Genomic DNA, 19,194 nt, shown 5'->3' with positions numbered 1-19,194 from the left:
CGGAAGTTTCCGGGCGTCGGGCTTTTTTGCTGAGCTTTGTTCCGGGACTTGTTCCAGCGCGTGTTCCGGCCTTTGTTCCGGAACTTGTTCTGCCGTTTTTTCTCACGAAGATTCCCCCCGAACCGCTACCGTCTGCGCAAATAAAAGATCGCGATCTGCGTCCGGTCGCGCAGCGACAGCTTGGACAGAATCTCCGTGACGTAATTTTTGACCGTGCCTTCGCTCAGGTACAGCCGGCCCGCGATCTCGCGGTTGGACAGTCCTTCGGCGATCAGGCCGACGACCTGGCATTCCGACGGAGTCAACCCGTACTCCGCCAGCCGTGCCCGCGCGTCCGCCGCGTGCCGCGCTTCGGACGCCTCTGACGCCGGGGCCGAAACCGCCTGAACCGCCGGAACTGCGCCGGCCGCAGCGGCATGGGGAGCCTGCGCCGCCATCCGAGCTTTTTGTGACGCAGGAGGCGCCAGCAGTCCCGCCAGCTTGGCCGCGATATCGGGATGGATCAGCATGCTGCCTTCGTGCACCGTTTTGATGCCTTTGATAATCCGGTCGGGCGGAATATTTTTGAGCAGGTAGCCGCTCGCGCCTCCGCGGATCGCTTCGGCAATGAATTCGTCGTCGTCGAACGTGGTGAGCACGAGCACGCGCACATGCGGGAAGCGCGACTTGATCTGCCGCGTGCCTTCCACGCCGTCGCATACCGGCATGCGGATGTCCATCAGCACGAGATCGGCCGCTATGCCCTGCTCCAGCAGCTGAAGTGCTTCTTCGCCGTTGCCGGCCGACCCCACGACCTCGATCTCGGGGTCCATGCCGAGCATGATGTGCAGACTTTCCCGGATGAAAATATCGTCGTCGGCGATGATGAGCCGGATCATGCGGTTTCCTCCTCTTGCGCAGCCAGCGGCGAATGACCGCCGGCTGCGCCTTGTTTGTCAGCGTCTTCGCTGTCGTCTTCACTGTATTCTGCGCCGAGCTATTCGCTGCACGCTTCGCGGCGCGCGTTCGCCTTCATTCCGCCGCTTTATGAACGCGGACCGGCAGCCGGGTCACCACGGTGAACGGCGGGCCCGGCTCGATCCGCAGTTCGCCGCCGAGGTGCCGCGTACGCTCCGCCATGCCGCGTATGCCCATGCCCGGACGAATCTTCGTCCGTTCCGGCTCCGCCCGCTTCTGCCGCGCAAATTCCGCAGCCGGCACTTGAAGCGGCACATCGTCTGCCCGCTGCGCGCCGTCCGCCCGCTGCACCGCTTCCAAACGCTGCACGTCCGCGTCGTCTGTCCGCCCGCTCCGAATCTCCGTCACGACGGCGTCCGGCTCGTAGATGAGCGTCAGTTCGACGTAGTCGGCTCGGCCGTGCCGCAGCGCGTTGGTCAGCGCTTCCCGCGCATTTTGGTACAGCGTCACGCGGTAGCTCGGATACAGCGCGTAAGGCAGGCCGCGGATCAGGTACGAAGTGCGGATACCGGCCTGCTCGCCCGTCTCGCCGAGCAGGCGGTCGAGCGCGTACTCGTGCTCGGCGCGGCTTGCCGTCGTGCCTTTTTTGACCGACAGCCGGATCTCTTCCATGCTCTCTTCGAGCTGCCGGCGAATCTGCTCCAGCATCGCCGCGGCCCGTTCGCGTTCCGTCGGCAGGATATGCAGCGCCGCTTCCATCATCATTTTGATACGGATCAGCCGGTGGCCGATATCGTCGTGCAGTTTGCGGGCGATCCGCACGCGCTCTTCGTCCTGCGCTTCCTCTTCGATCCGCGCCGCGAACGCCGCCAGGCGCTCGCGTTCTTCGTGCAGCTCAAAATGGCGCAGCCGCAGCCCGTCGTAGCGCCGCCGGATCTCGCGTTCGCTCCGTTCGCTGCCGCCCAGCAGCCCAAGCAGGCCCGCGCTCAGCAGAAAAGCCAGATTGGCGTTGACCCGCGTCGGAACGTCTGCGCCGGCCAGCGCCAGATTCAGCGCCAGCAGGTGGGCAGCCGCCAGCAGCCCTTCGGGAACCGTCCCGCTGCGCAGGTATCCCGGCAGGCTCGACAGGGAGAGGAACAGCATCGCCGGCCCGAACCGCTCCGTCAGCCAGAACGCGCACAGAAGCTGCGCCGCATGCAGGGCGATGCGCAGCCGGTCCGGCAGGCCGAAGCGTTCCGCCGCCGTCAGCGCCGCGAACGCCAGCACGCCCGTCGTATACGTTGGCAGTTCGCCGGGCTGCGCGGTGTACAGGCCAGCCGCCGCCGAGACGAAGATCAAGCCTCCACGTATCGCAAACTTCACTTGGCCTCCACTCCCGTGTTCGCAGTTTGACGCCGTGCGCGCCTTTTTCCGATTATAGCATGCGTACCCGGCCAAGACGGAGGTGACTTTGGTCATGCCTGGTTTTGAACTCATGACTTTTTGTACCTGCAAGCGGCGCCGAACCTACGTACAATGCGAGTATAAGCCGAAGCAACGGGCATAACGAAAGGGGAACGAGGCAATGTCTTTTATCGAAATCAACGACGTGGTGAAGCGCTACGGCAGCCGCATTTCGGTCGACCATCTGAGTCTGAACGTGGAAGAAGGAGAGGTGCTGGGGCTGCTCGGGCCGAACGGCGCAGGCAAAAGCACGACGATCGGCATGATCTGCGGGCTGATCGGCATCGACAGCGGCGAGATCCGCGTCGGCGGCATCTCGGTCCGGAAGTCGCCGATCGAAGTCAAGCGCATGCTCGGACTCGTGCCGCAGGACCTGGCGCTGTACGAAAAAATGTCGGCCGCGGAAAACGTGACGTTTTTTGCGCGATTGTACGGCCTGCGCGGCGCCCTGCTCAAGCAGCGGGTCGGGGAAGCGCTGGAATTCGTCGGGCTCGAAGACAAGGCGAGAGAGCTGCCGGCGACGTTCTCGGGCGGCATGAAGCGGCGGCTCAATATCGCCTGCGCGATCATGCACCGGCCGAAGCTGATCATCATGGACGAACCGACGGTAGGTATCGATCCGCAGTCGCGCAACCATATCCTCGATTCGGTGCGCGAGCTGAACCGGGCGGGCTCGACGATCGTCTATACGAGCCATTACATGGAGGAAGTTGAAGCGGTCAGCTCCCGGGTGGCGATCGTCGACCGCGGGCATCTGATCGCTTCCGGCAGCCAGGCGGAGCTGCGCGAGCGGGCGGCCCAGCAGGAACGGATTCTGCTGCAGGCTTCGCCGGTGACGGACGAGCTGCTGCGTGAACTCAAGGAACATCCGCGCATCGAAGCCGTCGAAGCGGAAGGCGACCGGATCACGCTCTATCTGCCTTCCGCGCAGCGCAGCCTGCAGGATGTGCTGTTCATCTGCGCGCGGCACGAAGCGCTGATCGCCTCGCTCGAATGCGAAGCGCCGAACCTCGAATCGCTGTTTCTGAATTTGACCGGCCGCACGCTGAGAGACTGAAGCTGAGAAACGGAAGAGGAGGAGAAACGGAATGCGAACTTTTTATGTCGTGGCGCTCCACCAGTTAAAAAGAACGCTGAGGATGCGGACGGTGCCGATCAATTTGTTTCTGCTGCCATTGATTATTATTTTCCTGCTCGGCACGGCGCTTGCGGGAGTGACCGACGCCGGCAATACCGAAGACGCGAACATCGAGCCGGTGAGACTCGCGTTTGTGCAGGGCGAAGTCTCGCCGCTGGTGGACGGTTATTTGGCGGAAGCGGGCGTGGCCGCTTACATCGACGTCGTTGAAGCGGCGGACCGGGCGCAGGCGGACAGCATGCTGCGATCCGGCACCGCGGATTACGCACTCGTCGTGCCTGCGGACTTCGACGGAGCCGTCATGTCCGGCGGCGCAAGCTCGCTGGAACTGATCCGCGGCAAGAGCCAATCCGACAACCGCGTCGCCGAAAACGTGCTGCGTCCGTTCGTCGACGCGATCAACGATCGTTCGGCGGCAGCCGGGCTGCTCGGCCCGCAGGTGCTTGAGGCGTACGCGCAGCTGCCGGCTCCGGCTTCGCAGGTGCAGAGCGGCGCGCTTGGAGCCGAAGGGACCAGCTATACGGCGTTTCAATATTACGCGGCGTCGATGCTGATCATGTTCGTCATGTACGCCGGACTCAGTCTGAGCAGCAGCCTGTACGGCGAACGGGAGAACCGGACGCTGCAGCGCATGTATGCGATGCCGATTCGGCCGGTGTATCTGTTCGCGGGCAAAGTGGCCGCGGCCGGCGCGGTAGCGGGTATGCAGGCGCTGACGATCGTGCTCGTGTCCAAATGGGTCTTCGGCGTCGATTGGGGCGCACAGCCGCTGCTGCTGATCGGCGTATGCCTGCTGATGATCCTGTTCACGATGGGCATGTCGATCGCGGTCACGTTCCTGACGACGTCGCAGGCGCAGAGCGCTTCGATCATTCAGGGATTGATCGTGGGCATGACGTTTCTCAGCGGAGGCTTCGTGCCGTTCGAAGGCTGGCTGCAGCGGCTGGGCGACTTCACGATGAACCGCTGGGCCGCGGAAAGCATGCTGCGCATGATGCTGCACGAACCGTCCGCGCACGTCGGCGCGTCGATCGGTATCCTGGCCGCAGTCAGCGTCGGCGTGCTTGCGATCGCGCTCGCGATCTATGCCAGAAAGGGGTACGCGTATGAATAGTGTATGGATGGCCTGGAATTTGATTCGGCGGGCGCTCGGCAGCTTCAGGGGCGTACTCTCGTACCTGATCCTGCCGGTAGCGATCGTCTCCGGCGCAGTCGGGCTGCTCGGCAGCGGAATTTCGTCGCCGCCCGCGCCGGTCGGATACGTCAATCTGGACGCGGGGCCGGCGGGAGAACGTCTGCTGGGCGAACTGGGGCAGCGGGAGAACAGGGAGCTGAGCGAGGCGTCAGGCGAAGAGACTCTCCGGCAGGCCGTGACCGACCGGGATCTGGCGTTCGGCATCGTGATTCCGGCCGATTACAGCCGTTCGCTGCTGAGCGGAGGTTCGGCCGCGCCGATCTACTACCAGCTGAATCCGACCGAAGATTCGATTCTGCTGAAGCTGACGCTGGACGGGCAGCACAGACGGTTGGCGGATGCGGCGGCCTTGATTCGTTCTGCGGAAAAAGAAAGCGGGAACGCCGCGGCCGGAGGGATGTCGGCGGAGACCCGCTTCGCCGAACTGCTCAAAGCGCAGGGCAGCGAAGCGGTGAAGACGGTGCTGACCGATGAACAGCTGTATCCGCGCCAAGGACTGAACAACGTAATCGGCTTTACGCTGCTGTTCCTGATGGGCTTGTCCGGCACCTGCGTATCGCTGATCCTCGAAGACCGCAGGCAGGGTACGATGGCGCGCGTCTATACCGCACCGACGAGTTCGTTGCAGATCGCGCTGGGCAATTTTCTCGGCTGCTTCGCGCTCGGTTGGCTTCAGATCGCTCTGCTGCTGCTCGTGACGCGGGGATTGCTGCGCTACGATTACGGCGTGCCGGTCTGGCTGCATGCCGCGGTACTGACCGCGTTCATGCTCGTGACGATCGGCCTTGCGAGCGCGGTAGCCGGCCTCGTGCGCAACGCGGACAATGCGCCGATGCTCAACACGCTGATCATTACGCCGACCTGCATGCTCGGCGGCTGCTTCTGGCCGATCTCGATCATGCCGGGATATTTGCAGACCGCATCGAACTTTGTGCCGCAGAAATGGGCGATCGAAGCCGTGCAGCGGATCGCGGACGGCGGCAGCTTGAGCGAAGCGGCTCTGCCGCTGCTTATCCTGCTGCTGATGGCGTTCGTGCTGCTTGCGATCGGCTCGGTCATCTTGAAGCCGGGCGAGAGCGCGGCCTGAACGCACAAAAACACCCGGTCGGCCTTCGCGTCAAATGCGGAGGCTGCCGGGTGCTTTTTTGTGCTCATTCATGGCAGTGTGGGACAGAAGTCCGGGAAAAGCGGGCTATAAATCAAAAGAGGGTCACGCGTTCTGCCGGAATCACTCGGCCGAAGCCGCGGGCGCCGTCGTTCCGTCGGATCGAAGCTGACGCAGCACCGTGATCTCGACCCTGCGGTTCTGCTGGCGGCCCGCAAGCGTGGCGTTGTCGCCGACCGGGCGCGTGTCCGCGTAGCCGGCGTACTGGAACTGCGTCGGGTTCAGGCCGCGGTTGTCGATGAAGTAGCGCAGTACCGATAGTGCCCGGTCGCCGGACAGCTCCCAGTTGTCCGTATAACGTCCGCCGCGGATCGGCTGGTTGTCCGTATGGCCTTCGATGCTGATCGCGGCGTCGATGCTGCCGAACAGGCTGGACAGCCGGTCCAGGATGCCGGCGGCGCCGGGCTTCAGCTGCGCCTGGCCGACGTCGAACAGGAAGCGGTCGCTCAGCGTGATCGAGATGCCCTGCGGCTTGTCGGCCACGAAGATCTGGTCCTGCAAATTGTTGTCCGCCACGTAGGATTCGATCGTCTCCAGAAAACCGGCCAACTGGCGTTCCTGCTCGCGAAAAGCGAGTTCGCGCGCCGTCGGTTCGGTCTCCGGGTCCGGCGCGATCTGCGCGTCCCCGCCGCCGGACGGAGCGCCCGAGCCGTTCCCGGCGCTGCCGGGCGTCTGCTGCCCTTGCTGTCCGGTGATCTTCGGTCCGCCGTCCAGAATGCTGCTGCCCGCCTGAAACGTCGTCTGAAGCGAACCGGAGACGGCTTCGTATTTTTCCGCATCGATCGTGCTGACCGCGTACATGATAATGAAAAAGATAAGCAGGAGCGTCAACAGGTCGGCATACGTGATCAGCCAGCGTTCCTGCTGATGCGAAGGGCCTTCGTTGCGGCGTCTGCGGCGTCTGCTCATCGGCGATCCGCTCCAACCGGTCTTTCGTCTTCATAATCGTCGAGGTAGGTCGACAGTTTTTTGCGGACCATATTCGGATTCTCCGCGTTCTGAACGGCAAGCAGTCCTTCGAGCATCATCTCCATCACTTGGACCTCCTCTTCGCCGCGCGCCCGGATCTTGGAAGCGATCGGCAGGAAAATCAGGTTGGCGCTGGCGACCCCGTACAGCGTGGCGATAAAAGCGACGGCGATCGACGAGCCCAGATTGGCCGGTTCCGTCAGACTGCCGAGTACGCGAATGAGTCCCATGACCGTTCCGATGATGCCCATCGTCGGGGCGTACCCGCCGGCGGATTCGAAAATTTTGGCGTAACCGTCGAACTTGTCCTGCTTTTTGTCGATTTCGAGTTCGAGGATATGCCGCATCAGCGGCTGGTCGCTTCCGTCCACGATCAGGCCGAGCCCTTCGCGCATAAAAGGATCTTCGTGCGTTTCCGCGGTCTTCTCCAGCGCCAGGATGCCCGAGCGTCGCGCGGTCGAAGACAAGGAAGCCAGGTCTTCGACCAATTCCCCGGCGTTCAGGCCGCGCGAGCCGAACGCGACCTTCAGCGCCTCGGGCAGCGTGCGCAGCCTTTTCCACGGAAAACTGATGACGACCGCGGCCGCCGTTCCGCCGAATACGATCAGGGCCGCGGCCCCCTGCAGCAGGCCTCCGGCCTGTCCGCCTTCCCACAGAAATCCGCCGATCAGCGCAGCGAATCCCGCAATGATTCCGATAATGATAGTGATGTCCATGCGTTCGTTCCTCTCTGCGGCAAAAGCTTGAAATAAGCATCTTCCGTTTTCATAAATAATTGCAACAGGGGTGGAAAAAGAGTATACTTAACGGGAACAGGTATTCTTATCTTCCGGCAGCCGGCGGGCGGAGGACGTTCCGTCCCTGCCGCCCGAATCCGCTTTTTCGAAGCGGATTTTACTTCATGTCCGGTCGCCGGAAGGCGAACGCAGTCTTTATTTTCGACCGACGCGCGAGGCCTTGAGCCGTTGCTCGGCGGACCTTTTCCGCGTTTTCGAACCGGGGGAGTCCGACCGCCGATCGTTTTCCGCGCGGAAATCTGGTTATTTACAATATAAGCATCCGGACGGCGTATCAAACGAAAGCGATGCGTCGGTTTTTTCTTATTCTCTGCTTCAAATACTATCACTTCAAACGACGAGGGTGAAATAGGGCCAATGAGCGATATTGAAATCAGCAGCAAACCGTTCGAGATCGTCTCGGAGTTCTCGCCGCAGGGCGACCAGCCCCGGGCGATCGAACAACTGGTCGAAGGGATTCACGCAGGCAAGAAGCACCAGACCCTGCTCGGCGCGACCGGCACGGGCAAGACGTTCACGATCGCGCAGACGATCTCGAAATTGAACCGTCCGACGCTTGTCATCGCCCACAACAAGACGCTTGCCGCCCAGCTGGCGAGCGAATTCAAGGAATTTTTGCCGAACAACTCCGTTGACTACTTCGTCAGCTACTATGACTATTTCCAGCCGGAAGCCTATGTTCCTTCTTCCGATACGTATATCGAAAAAGATTCCAGCATCAACGAAGAGATCGACCGGCTGCGCCACTCCGCGACCAGCTCGCTGTTCGAGCGGCGCGACGTCGTCATCGTGGCGAGCGTCTCGTGTATCTACGGCCTCGGTTCGCCGCAGGAATACGGCAACCTGCTGCTGTCGCTGCGCGTCGGCATGGAGAAATCCCGGCAGGAGATTTTGTCGCGTCTGGTCGATATCCAGTATCAGCGCAACGATATCAACTTCGTCCGCGGCACGTTCCGCGTACGCGGCGACGTAGTCGAGATTTTCCCGGCTTCGCGCGAAGAACATGCGGTGCGGATCGAACTGTTCGGCGACGAAATCGAACGGATCAGCGAGATCAACGTGCTGACCGGCGAGATCACCGGCGAGCGCGACCATGTCGCCATCTTCCCGGCGTCCCACTTTGTCACCCGCGAAGAGAAAATGAAGATCGCCATCACGAATATCGAGCGGGAGCTGGAAGAACGCCTCGCCGTATTCAAGGAAGAAGGCAAGCTGCTCGAAGCGCAGCGGCTGGAACAGCGCACGCGCTACGACATCGAGATGATGAAGGAAGTCGGATTCTGTTCCGGCATCGAGAACTATTCCGGTCCGCTGACGTTCCGCGAACGCGGCGCCACGCCGTACACGCTCATGGATTATTTCCCGGACGACCTGCTGATCGTAATCGACGAATCCCACGTGACGCTGCCGCAGATCCGCGCGATGTACAACGGCGACCAGGCGCGCAAGAACGTGCTTGTCGATTACGGGTTCCGCCTGCCTTCGGCGCTCGACAACCGTCCGCTGAAGTTCGACGAATTCGAACAAAAAGCGGATCAGCTCATCTACGTCTCGGCGACGCCGGGACCGTACGAGATGGAACACTGCCCGACGATGGTCGAGCAGATCATCCGGCCGACCGGCCTGCTTGACCCGATCATCGAAGTGCGCAAGACGGACGGACAGATCGACGATCTCATCGGCGAGATCCGCGACCGTATCGAGAAGGACGAGCGCGTGCTCGTCACGACGCTGACCAAGAAAATGTCCGAAGATCTGACCGATTACCTCAAGGAAGTCGGGATCAAGGTCCGCTACCTGCACTCGGACATCAAGACGCTGGAACGGATCGCGATTTTGCGCGACCTGCGGCTCGGCGTTTTCCACGTCCTCGTCGGCATCAACCTGCTGCGCGAAGGCCTCGACCTGCCGGAAGTGTCGCTCGTCACGATTCTCGACGCCGACAAGGAAGGTTTCCTGCGTTCCGAGCGCTCGCTGATCCAGACGATCGGCCGGGCCGCCCGCAACTCGGAAGGCCGGGTTATCCTGTACGCCGACAAGATCACCGAGTCGATGGACAAGGCGATGAAGGAAACACAGCGCCGCCGCGAGATCCAGCATGCGTACAATCTGGAGCACGGCGTGACGCCGCAGACGATCAAGAAGAAAGTGCGCGACGTCATCGAAGCGACCAAGGCGGCCGAGACCGGCGCGGACTTCCTGTCCGGCATCGACGGCAGCACGAAGCTGACGAAGAGAGATCGCGAGAAGCTCGTTATGCGTCTGGAAAAAGAAATGAAAGAGTCCGCCAAAAACCTCAACTTCGAACGCGCCGCCGAACTGCGCGACGCCCTGCTGGAACTCCGCGCCGCGGAGTGACCCGCAGCCTTTCCCTATACTCTATACGTACAGTCAAGCGTCCGCATCCGTGCGGGCGCAATCTTTTTCCCAAGACCCAGGACTGTTCCGGCCGAGCATTTCTACAAAAATCGCAAAAACACTCTGCCGGACAAGTCGACAAACAGAATGATTCATGTGGAGGTTGAGGCCGGTGGCAAGCGAAAATATCGTAATCAAAGGTGCCAGAGCACACAACTTGAAAAATATCGACGTCACGATCCCCCGCGATCGTTTCGTCGTCCTGACGGGCCTCAGCGGCTCGGGCAAGTCTTCGCTCGCATTCGATACCATCTATGCCGAAGGCCAGCGCCGTTACGTCGAGTCGCTGTCCGCTTACGCGCGACAGTTCCTCGGCCAGATGGAGAAGCCGGACGTGGATTCGATCGACGGATTGTCTCCCGCCATCTCGATCGACCAGAAGACGACGAGCCGCAACCCGCGTTCGACCGTCGGCACCGTCACGGAAATTTACGACTACCTGCGGCTGCTGTTCGCGCGAATCGGCAAGCCGCATTGTCCCGATCACGGCGTGGAGATCACTTCGCAGACCGTCGAACAGATGGTGGACCGCATCATGCAGTTCCCGGAGAAGACCCGGATGCAGATTCTCGCGCCCGTCATTTCCGGCAAGAAGGGCGAACACAAGAGCCTGTTCACCGAAATTTCCAAGCAGGGCTTCGTCCGCGTGCGCGTCGACGGCGAGCTGCGCGACCTGTCCGAGACGATCGAGCTTGAGAAAAACAAAAAGCATACGATCGAAATCGTCGTCGACCGGATCGTGATCAAGGAAGACGTCCAGACGCGTCTGGCCGATTCGATCGAGACGGCGCTGAAGCTGTCCGGCGGACAGCTGCTCGTCGACATCATGGGCCAGGAAGAACTGCGGTTCAGTTCCAACTTCGCCTGCCCGATCTGCGGATTCAGCATGGAAGAACTGGCGCCGCGCATGTTCTCGTTCAACAGCCCGTTCGGCGCCTGCCCGGACTGCGACGGACTCGGCGTGAAGATGGTCGTCGATCCGGAACTGCTGGTACCGGACGAGCGCAAGACGATCGAAGACGGCGCGTTTACCGCGTGGAGCGGCGGACTGTCGAACTACTATCCGCAGTTTCTCGCCGCGATGTGCGAACATTACAAGATTCCGACGAACGTGCCGGTGTCCGAACTGACGGCGGATCAGACGAACAAGATTCTGTACGGCACCGACGGCCAGAAAGTCAAATTCCGCTATGAAGGCGACTTCGGCCGCAGCAAGGAAGTGACCGTCGCGTTCGAAGGCATCATTCCGAATCTGGAGCGCCGCTACCGCGATACGTCGTCCGAGAGTATGCGCGAATATATCGAAGGCTTCATGGGCACCAAGCCGTGCGGCACGTGCAAAGGCCAGCGGCTGAAGCGCGAAATTCTGGCCGTGACGGTCGGGGGAGTCAGCATCTCGCATGTGACGGACCTGTCGATCTCCAAAGCGACGGAATTTTTCAACGAACTCGAACTGTCGGAAAAAGAGCGTTCGATCGCGAACCTGATCCTCAAGGAAGTGTGCAGCCGCCTCGGTTTCCTCGAAAACGTCGGCTTGACGTACCTGACGCTCAGCCGCGCGGCCGGCACGCTGTCCGGCGGCGAAGCCCAGCGGATTCGCCTTGCGACGCAGATCGGGTCTAGCCTCATGGGCGTGCTCTACATTCTCGACGAGCCGAGCATCGGCCTGCACCAGCGCGATAACGACCGCCTGATCAAGACGCTGCTGCATATGCGCGATCTCGGCAACACGCTGATCGTCGTCGAGCACGACGAAGACACGATGATGGCCAGCGATTATATTATCGATATCGGGCCGGGAGCCGGCGTGCACGGCGGCCGGATCATCGCGGAAGGCACGCCGCAGGAAGTTATGGACAATCCGGACTCGCTGACAGGCCAGTATTTGAGCGGGCGCCGCTTCATTCCGGTTCCGCTGAGCCGCCGCAAGCCGGGCGAACGCTGGCTGGAGATCCGCGGCGCGAAAGAAAACAACCTGAGCAACGTCAACGTGAAGGTGCCGATCGGACTGTTCACGGCGGTCACCGGCGTGTCCGGTTCCGGCAAGTCGTCGCTCGTCAACGGCGTGCTGCACAAAGCGCTGGCCCGCGACCTCAACCGGGCGCGCGTCAAGCCGGGCAAGCACAAAGAGATTCGCGGCATGGAACACGTCGACAAAGTCGTCGAAGTCGACCAGTCGCCGATCGGCCGCACGCCGCGGTCCAATCCGGCGACGTATACCGGCGTGTTCGACAACATCCGCGACCTGTTCGCGACGACGAACGAAGCCAAAGTGCGCGGCTATCAGAAAGGCCGCTTCAGCTTCAACACGAAGGGCGGCCGCTGCGAAGCGTGCAAAGGCGACGGGATCATCAAGATCGAGATGCACTTCCTGCCGGACATCTACGTGCCGTGCGAAGTGTGCAAAGGCAAGCGCTACAACCGCGAGACACTGGAAGTGAAATACAAAAACAAAAACATTTCCGACGTGCTGGAGATGACGATCGAAGACGCGGTCGAATTTTTCCAGAACGTACCGAAGATCAGCCGCAAGCTGCAGACGCTGCTTGACGTCGGTCTCGGCTACGTCAAGATGGGCCAGCCGGCCACGACGCTGTCGGGCGGCGAAGCGCAGCGCGTCAAGCTCGCTTCCGAGCTGCACCGCCGCAGCACCGGCAAAACGATCTACATCCTCGACGAGCCGACGACGGGCCTGCACGTGGACGATATCGATCGCCTGCTGAACGTGCTGCACCGCCTCGTCGAATCGGGCGATACCGTCCTCGTGATCGAGCACAATCTCGACGTGATCAAGACGGCCGATTACCTGATCGATATGGGACCGGAAGGCGGCAGCGGAGGCGGAGACGTCGTCGCGACCGGCACGCCGGAGCAGGTGTCCAAAGTCAAAGGGTCGTATACCGGCCATTACCTGGCTCCGGTCCTCGAACGCGATACGCAGCGGACGCGGCAGGAAGCCGAGCCCGAAGCCCAGACCGCGGACAAGTAAGTCCGCTTCTGAATCCGGAGCCGTATTCGGACCGTATTCGCCCGGAGATTCATTCGAAAAAAAGATGCAAGCAAGCGACGATTGCGGAAGAACGGCGTTCCGCCGCGATCCGGAAGCGGCTGCCTAGAGGCGGCCGCTTTTTTTCTTTTCTGCCGCAAGCGAAAATAGTTTATAAAAACGTCTTCAATTTTTCTAAAAGATGGAATAAAGTGAAGAGAGAAGTTCGAGTAGGGCAGAAAATCGGCAAATGGCGGCTGTCTTGTTCTGCCCGGCAGGGCGAAAAGAACGTATTCACCGTGCCGGAACCCGGACCTGCGAATAAAGAGGGGTGTCGACGAGATGAGTAAAACAGGAACAAAAGCGGCAGGTCTGCTGCTGTCGGGCGCGATCGCAATCGGCGGTTGGGGGATATCCCCGCACACGCACGCCGCGGCGGCAGCGTCCGCAAAATCGTCCGCCCCGGCCCAAACGATTCCGCAGATCATTGCGAAAGTCTCGCCTTCGGTCGTCGGCATTATCGGCGAAGTGCCGGTCGGCGCTTCGGAAGATTGGGGCGGCGAAGACAGCGGGAGCGCGGAGGACGGCTACGATCTCGCGCACGGCTCCGGCGTCATCATCCGTTCGAACGGCTGGATCGTGACGAATGCGCATGTCGTGGAAGATATGGACCATATTCAGGTTGTCACGTCCGAAGGCAAATCGTACAAAGTGCGGGAAGTGTACAGCGATCCGACCAGCGATCTGGCGCTGATCAAGATCAACGTCTCCGGCTTCAAGCCGGCCACTTTCGTCTCGACGAAAGAAACGACGCTCGTAGGCGAGCCGGTTATTGCGATCGGCACGCCGGTCTCGCTGTCGCTGCGCAATTCGGCCACGCTTGGCATCGTTAGCGGCCTGAACCGCGCGGCCGGCGCGGAATACCGGCTGATCCAGACCGATGCGACCATCAACCCGGGCAACAGCGGCGGTCCGCTGGTCAATATGCGCGGCGAGATTCTCGGCATCAATTCGATGAAATACGCGGCCGTCGATATCGACAATACCGGATTTACGATTCCCGCGGCCACCGTCCAGTATATCGTGAAGCAGCTGTTCGCCCAGGGAGAAGTGATTCGCGCCGGGCTGGGCCTTGAACTCGAAGAAAGCTTTTCGGCCACCGTCGGCCTGCCTTCGGAAGATCCGCTGACCGTCAGCGAAGTGATGTCGGACGAAGCCCGCAGAGCGGGCGTGCGCGAAGGCGACGTGCTGTACAGCGTGGCCGGCCACCGGATCACCGCGCTCGTCGATTTGAACGAACTGATGAAAGCGTACGTGCCCGGACAGACGGTGCGCGTGCTTATGCAGACGGACGGCGATATCGTGGAACGCCGCATCGTGCTGACGAACGAGTAGAGGAGGAGAGCGGTTGAGACTGGCTAAAAAAAGTATCGCGCTGTGGTTCGTGCTGCTGCTCATGATCGGAACGTCGGTGCCCGCTTTCGCGGCCGAGACGGTTACGCTGACTTTGCAGGTACGCCTCGGCAGTACGAAGGCGCTTGTGAACGGCAGCGAGCAGAAGATCGAGAAGCCGTACACGCAAAATGGAATGGTCATGGTTCCGCTGGGCGTCTTCCAGCGGGCATTCGGAACGACAAGCCGCCTCGAAGGCGACAACGTCGTTCGCGTTAGCTACGGCGCGCGCGTCGCGACGTTTACGATCGGCAGCAAGACCGTCTGGACGAACGGCACCAAAAAGGTATGGGCCGCGGCGCCGGTCATGAAAAACGGCACGCTGATGGTACCGCTGCGTCCGGTCGCGGACCTGATGGGCGCCGGGGTCAAAACGAATGCCGGCACGGTCACGGTGACGTTGAAGTCGGATAACGGCATCCCGGGGCAGCCTGTGAAGCCGGGAGAAGACGCGGAAGAGATCACGGGCCGGGTCGGCAGCAGTTATGCCGGCTGGTCGATCGATTCGCCGGCCGGTTCGATGGCCGAATTGGGCGACGACGAATATTCGGCGGCGATCGGCGATGCGGACGGCACGTACATGCTTCAGATCCATGTCTGGGACGAAGAAGCCGGCACGTCCGTGCCCGTCTCCGATCTGCTGGAGCAGTTGGAGCAGGAAGCGCTGGACAGCGGCGAGACGATCGTCGACCGCCGGACGGTCCCGAACGCCGGACGGCCTTACGCGCGGTTGATCAGCCGCGATCTGGACGGCATTTATTGGGAAGCGCGCCGCTATGACGACAAAGGGCGCATCTACAGCCTCTACCTCGGCGATTCGCTGATCGAGGATTACCGGGCCTTCGAAGATCGGGCGCCGCTGCTCGATTCGTTCCGAACTTCGTTCGCCACGTCGGGGATGCAGACGAAAGACCTGTCCGCCGTCGTCGACGGGCAGATGAACGTCTCGGCGCCCGATTACGGCGTGTCGATGAAGATTCCGGCCGAATGGTCGCCTGCGGCATCGGGCTTGTTCCAATACGGCGGAGAAGACGGTTCGGTCCTGGCGATGCAGGTCATTTCGGCCGAACCGGGCGAGACGCTGGACGGTTGGCATAACCTGCTCAAGCAAAGAACCGGCGAACTGTTCCTGCCCGAGTATCTCAATCCGATCGTCAGCGAATCGCTGACAGTGTCCGGGCAGGACGCCAGGATCGAGAAGATGACTTACAATCTCGGCAGCGGAAGCGTCTACTGGAACTGGCTCGTCCTGAGAGGCAAAGAGCATTTCTACGTGCTGCGCTACTCCGCGCCGGAAGGGGCTTACCGGGAGCAGACGCTCCGGCGGATCGCCGATTCGGTGGAAGTCGATTTCAGCGTCGTCGAAGATTCGTTCGGCAAGCTCGGACAGATTCCCTATCTCAAAGACAAGACGCTTAACATAAGCAAAAGCACGCCCGAGATGAAGATCAGCGTGCCGGCTTACTGGACGCCGCAGGCGATGGCCGATTCGGAGTTCGATCTGGGTTATTTCCTGCCGGGCGGTTCGTTTGAACTGACCGATGTCGAAGAAGGTCCGGAAGCGGCGGTGGCCCAGGCCGTTCGGCGCTACGCCGACTGGAAGCTCGACGACGCCACGCTGAAGCACGAAGCGCCGCAGCGGACCGAATTCGCGGGCGTTCCGGCCGTACGTATCGCGTATACGGGCACGGACGGCAATGCTTACCGGGCCGAGGATATTTATTTCCGGCACGGCGGCACGACGTATTGGATTCATTACCGGATCGATCTCGGCATGGCGACGCAGCCGCAGCTGGACGGTATCGAACGCGCGCTGCGCTCGGTCAAGTTTCTCAAGTCATCCATAACGGGTTCATAGCTCATCCATAGCTCATCCATAGCGCGACATTGGGGAAGACCGGTACCGCCGGAGGGCGGGCCGGTCTTTAAAATTTTGAAAAAGAGCGAAATGCTTGTAGGCATGAAGGTTACAGTCTGTTAAAATAAGTGAGATAAACGTCGTGATGAAGTTTGGGCGACGAATTGAAGTGCGTGTACAGGATGCTAATGATTCCCGCGGGGTTCGGCCCGGCGGGATTTTTGTCGGATATGCGAATAAGGAACGAACATTATACGGCGGCCGCTGCCAGGGCAGAGATGCATCATTGACGGAAAAAGCGGCCGCGCGGAGGGATCTTACTGTTATGAATACTCAAGGCATTACGAGACGCGACGTCGAACTGCTGGCTCCGGCCGGCGATTGGGATTGCATGCGCGCAGCCGTCGCAAACGGGGCGGACGCGGTCTTTTTCGGAGTCGAAAAATTCAACGCCCGGGCACGCGCCAATAACTTCCGGATGGACGAACTGCCGGAAATCATGGGCTTTTTGCATAGCTACGGGGTCAAAGGATTTTTGACGTTCAATATCCTCGTATTCGAAAACGAACTGGAAGACGCGCGCGAACTGATCGACGCCTGCGTCGTAGCCGGCGTGGACGCGGTCATCGTGCAGGATTTGGGTCTGGTCAAAATGATCCGCGAAATCTCGCCCGACTTCCCGATTCACGGCTCGACGCAGATGACGATCACGTCGCCGGAAGCGGTCGAGTTCACGAAGCCGTTCAACATGGAGCGGGTCGTGCTGGGCCGGGAGAACAACCTCAAGCAGATTCGCAAGATCGGCGACCAGGCCAAGCTGCCGATGGAAGTGTTCGTGCACGGCGCGCTGTGCGTGTCGTATTCGGGGCAGTGTCTGACGTCGGAAATGTGGGGCGGACGTTCCGCCAACCGCGGTGAGTGCGCGCAGGCGTGCCGCCTGCCGTACGACCTGATGGTCGACGGCGAGCATAAGCCGATGGGCGATATCGCTTACCTGCTGTCGCCCAAAGACCTCGCGGCAATCGATATCATGCCGGAGCTGATCGAAGCGGGCGTGACGTCGTTCAAGATCGAAGGCCGCCTCAAGACGCCGGAATACGTAGCGAACGTGGTCAGCAAGTACAATGCCGCGATCAACCGCTATTTCGACGGCGACGACGCGAAGCCTTCGGAAGAAGAAGTGCGCGAACTGCAGCAGAGCTTCTCGCGCGGCCTGACGCACGGCTTCCTGGACGGTACGAACAACAAGCAGCTCGTGGAAGGCACTTTTCCCAAGAGCCGCGGCGTATACCTCGGCCGCGTGGAACAAATTTTGCGCGACGGCGTCGTCTGCCGCATCGAAGCGCCGCTCAAGCGCGGCGACGGCATCGTGTTTGACGCCGGAGACCCGACGAAGAAGGAAGAAGGCGGCCGCGTCTACGACGTGCGCCGCAAAGGCGTCAAGCTCGAAGGCGAAGCCGGACAAGGCTGGGTCATCGACATCGTGCCGGGCCGCAATGACGTTGACCTGCGCCGCCTGCACGTGGGCGACCGCATCTGGAAGACGAACGACCCCGCGCTTGATCGCCGCCTGCGCCAGACGTACGAGACGGACAAGCCTTACCGCGTGTTCCCGTTGACCGTCAAAGTCATGGGCAACCCGGGGCAGCCGCTCGTCTCGATCTGGACCGATACGGACAAAGGCACGACCGTGCGCGTCGAATCCGAGATGGAACTTGAGATCGCCAAGAAGCGTCCGCTCGGCTACGAGATTCTGGAAGAGCAGTTCGGCCGTCTCGGCGGCACCGTCTACCAGCTGGAAGAGCTGGACGTGCAGCTGCACGGCGACGTCATCGTGCCGATGCGCGAGCTGAACGCCATGCGCCGCCGCGCCGTCGACGAACTGTCCGGCGAGCGTCCGAAGCCGCCGGTCTACGTGCAGCGCGATATCGCCGTATACGGCGATTCCAAGCAGCCCGCGCAGCCGATGGAGCGCTCCGAAGCGCGCATCACGGCGCTGTGCCGGAGCCTGCCGCAGGTCGAAGCGGCACTGGAAGCCGGCGTAGGCATGATCTACGCCGACTTCGAATTCATCAAGCAGTTCCCGGCGGCCGTCGCAGCCGTACGGGCAGCCGGCAAGCAAATCGCGCTGGCGACGCCGCGCATTCACATGCCGGGCGAGAACGGCTACCACGCGAACATTCTGCGTCTTGCGCCGGATGCCGTGCTCGTCCGTAATACCGGTGCCCTGTATTACTACCTGCGCCACCGCCAGGAGAACCCGGATCAGAACCATCCGGAACTGATCGGCGACTTCTCGCTCAACGTAGCGAACCACAAAGCCGTCGACTTGTTCCTCGAAGCCGGCCTCGACCGCGTTACGCCGTCGTACGACCTGAACATCCAGCAGATGGTCGATCTGCTCGGCCGTTCGCAGACGGACAAGCTGGAGATCGTCATCCATCAGCATATGCCGATGTTCCATACCGAACACTGCGTCTACTGCACGTTCATGAGCGAAGGCACCGACTTCACGAACTGCGGCCGCCCTTGCGAAGAGCAGCGCGCGTCGCTGCGCGACCGGATCGGCATGTCCCACCCGGTCCGCGTCGACGAAGGCTGCCGCAACACTGTCTACAACGCCATCGAGCAGTCCGGCGCCGAGTATCTGAACGAGTTCCTCAGCGCCGGCGTGCCGAGCTACCGGATCGAGTTCCTCGAAGAAACGCCGGAGCAGGTGCACGAAGTGCTCGACCTGTACACCCGCGCCCTGAACGGCCAGATCAGCGGTTCCGAAGTGTGGCGCAAGCTCAAAGCGACGAATCAGCTTGGGGTAACGAGAGGGCAGTTGGTGAAGTAAGCCGGATCCATGTTCGAAAAAGACCGCAAAAAAGCCG

Annotated in this window: 12 protein-coding genes; 8 read left to right on the top strand and 4 right to left on the bottom strand. The window is 61.3% G+C overall.

Translation table 11 applies throughout. The annotated features are described in order from the left end of the window. Nucleotides 1-125 precede the first annotated feature (125 nt). Both FFV09_RS08085 and FFV09_RS08080 read right to left on the bottom strand, forming a co-directional pair. The gene (locus FFV09_RS08085) at nt 126-878 is read right to left on the bottom strand and encodes a response regulator transcription factor (protein ID WP_141447355.1); all 753 of its coding nucleotides are present in this window, start codon (nt 876-878) and stop codon (nt 126-128) included. Nucleotides 879-1,011: 133 nt separating this feature from the next. Further along, a complete protein-coding gene (locus FFV09_RS08080; RefSeq protein WP_170314964.1) occupies nt 1,012-2,259 on the bottom strand; it encodes a sensor histidine kinase in 1,248 nt (415 codons plus the stop codon). A gap of 202 nt (nt 2,260-2,461) precedes the next feature. On the opposite strand from FFV09_RS08080, the gene FFV09_RS08075 reads away from it, so the two are divergent. From FFV09_RS08075 to FFV09_RS08065, 3 genes are read left to right on the top strand one after another with little or no spacing between them, the layout of a single operon-like run. After that, nucleotides 2,462-3,397, top strand: coding sequence for an ABC transporter ATP-binding protein (locus FFV09_RS08075; RefSeq protein WP_141447353.1), 936 nt, complete (start codon nt 2,462-2,464; stop codon nt 3,395-3,397). A 31-nt stretch (nt 3,398-3,428) separates the two neighbouring features. Next, nucleotides 3,429-4,592, top strand: a complete 1,164-nt coding sequence (locus FFV09_RS08070) for an ABC transporter permease (RefSeq protein WP_141447352.1) — start codon at nt 3,429-3,431, stop codon at nt 4,590-4,592. Further along, entirely contained in the window at nt 4,585-5,760 is a 1,176-nt protein-coding gene (locus FFV09_RS08065) for an ABC transporter permease (RefSeq protein ID WP_170314963.1), read from the top strand. The genes FFV09_RS08070 and FFV09_RS08065 overlap by 8 nt, the downstream gene beginning before the upstream one ends. Nucleotides 5,761-5,901: 141 nt before the next feature. Here the strand turns inward: FFV09_RS08065 and FFV09_RS08060 are convergent, their stop codons facing one another. Together FFV09_RS08060 and FFV09_RS08055 are read right to left on the bottom strand one after the other, a co-directional pair. Then, the gene (locus FFV09_RS08060) at nt 5,902-6,747 is read right to left on the bottom strand and encodes an OmpA/MotB family protein (protein ID WP_141447350.1); all 846 of its coding nucleotides are present in this window, start codon (nt 6,745-6,747) and stop codon (nt 5,902-5,904) included. After that, nucleotides 6,744-7,523 carry a flagellar motor protein gene (locus FFV09_RS08055; protein ID WP_141447349.1) on the bottom strand — a complete coding sequence of 260 codons (780 nt, stop codon included), beginning with the start codon at nt 7,521-7,523 and terminating at the stop codon, nt 6,744-6,746. The genes FFV09_RS08060 and FFV09_RS08055 overlap by 4 nt, the downstream gene beginning before the upstream one ends. 438 nt (nt 7,524-7,961) lie before the next feature. On the opposite strand from FFV09_RS08055, the gene uvrB reads away from it, so the two are divergent. The 5 genes from uvrB to FFV09_RS08030 all read left to right on the top strand — a co-directional run bounded on the left by uvrB (nt 7,962) and on the right by FFV09_RS08030 (nt 19,157). Beyond that, entirely contained in the window at nt 7,962-9,962 is a 2,001-nt protein-coding gene (gene uvrB / locus FFV09_RS08050) for an excinuclease ABC subunit UvrB (protein WP_141447348.1), read from the top strand. A 172-nt stretch (nt 9,963-10,134) separates the two neighbouring features. Continuing rightward, entirely contained in the window at nt 10,135-13,011 is a 2,877-nt protein-coding gene (gene uvrA / locus FFV09_RS08045) for an excinuclease ABC subunit UvrA (RefSeq protein ID WP_141447347.1), read from the top strand. Nucleotides 13,012-13,350: 339 nt separating this feature from the next. Next, nucleotides 13,351-14,403 carry a S1C family serine protease gene (locus FFV09_RS08040; protein ID WP_141447346.1) on the top strand — a complete coding sequence of 351 codons (1,053 nt, stop codon included), beginning with the start codon at nt 13,351-13,353 and terminating at the stop codon, nt 14,401-14,403. Nucleotides 14,404-14,416: 13 nt separating this feature from the next. Then, nucleotides 14,417-16,318, top strand: coding sequence for a stalk domain-containing protein (locus tag FFV09_RS08035; RefSeq protein WP_141447345.1), 1,902 nt, complete (start codon nt 14,417-14,419; stop codon nt 16,316-16,318). A 325-nt stretch (nt 16,319-16,643) separates the two neighbouring features. Further along, nucleotides 16,644-19,157, top strand: a complete 2,514-nt coding sequence (locus FFV09_RS08030) for a U32 family peptidase (protein WP_141447344.1) — start codon at nt 16,644-16,646, stop codon at nt 19,155-19,157. The last annotated feature ends 37 nt before the right edge of the window (nt 19,158-19,194 follow it).

Source organism: Saccharibacillus brassicae (assembly GCF_006542275.1).
In the GTDB taxonomy this organism is placed as follows: Bacteria; Bacillota; Bacilli; order Paenibacillales; family Paenibacillaceae; genus Saccharibacillus; species Saccharibacillus brassicae.
The sequence above is the reverse complement of the archived record's forward strand: the minus strand, read 5'-3'. Positions and strand labels throughout refer to the sequence as shown.

Excerpts from the sequence above, each read along its gene's own strand:
- FFV09_RS08085 (WP_141447355.1), bottom strand. The coding sequence starts at position 878 with ATGATCCGGCTCATCATCGCCGACGACGATATTTTCATCCGGGAAAGT.
- FFV09_RS08075 (WP_141447353.1), top strand. The coding sequence starts at position 2,462 with ATGTCTTTTATCGAAATCAACGACGTGGTGAAGCGCTACGGCAGCCGC.
- FFV09_RS08070 (WP_141447352.1), top strand. The coding sequence starts at position 3,429 with ATGCGAACTTTTTATGTCGTGGCGCTCCACCAGTTAAAAAGAACGCTG.
- FFV09_RS08065 (WP_170314963.1), top strand. The coding sequence starts at position 4,585 with ATGAATAGTGTATGGATGGCCTGGAATTTGATTCGGCGGGCGCTCGGC.
- FFV09_RS08060 (WP_141447350.1), bottom strand. The coding sequence starts at position 6,747 with ATGAGCAGACGCCGCAGACGCCGCAACGAAGGCCCTTCGCATCAGCAG.
- FFV09_RS08055 (WP_141447349.1), bottom strand. The coding sequence starts at position 7,523 with ATGGACATCACTATCATTATCGGAATCATTGCGGGATTCGCTGCGCTG.
- uvrB (WP_141447348.1), top strand. The coding sequence starts at position 7,962 with ATGAGCGATATTGAAATCAGCAGCAAACCGTTCGAGATCGTCTCGGAG.
- FFV09_RS08040 (WP_141447346.1), top strand. The coding sequence starts at position 13,351 with ATGAGTAAAACAGGAACAAAAGCGGCAGGTCTGCTGCTGTCGGGCGCG.
- FFV09_RS08030 (WP_141447344.1), top strand. The coding sequence starts at position 16,644 with ATGAATACTCAAGGCATTACGAGACGCGACGTCGAACTGCTGGCTCCG.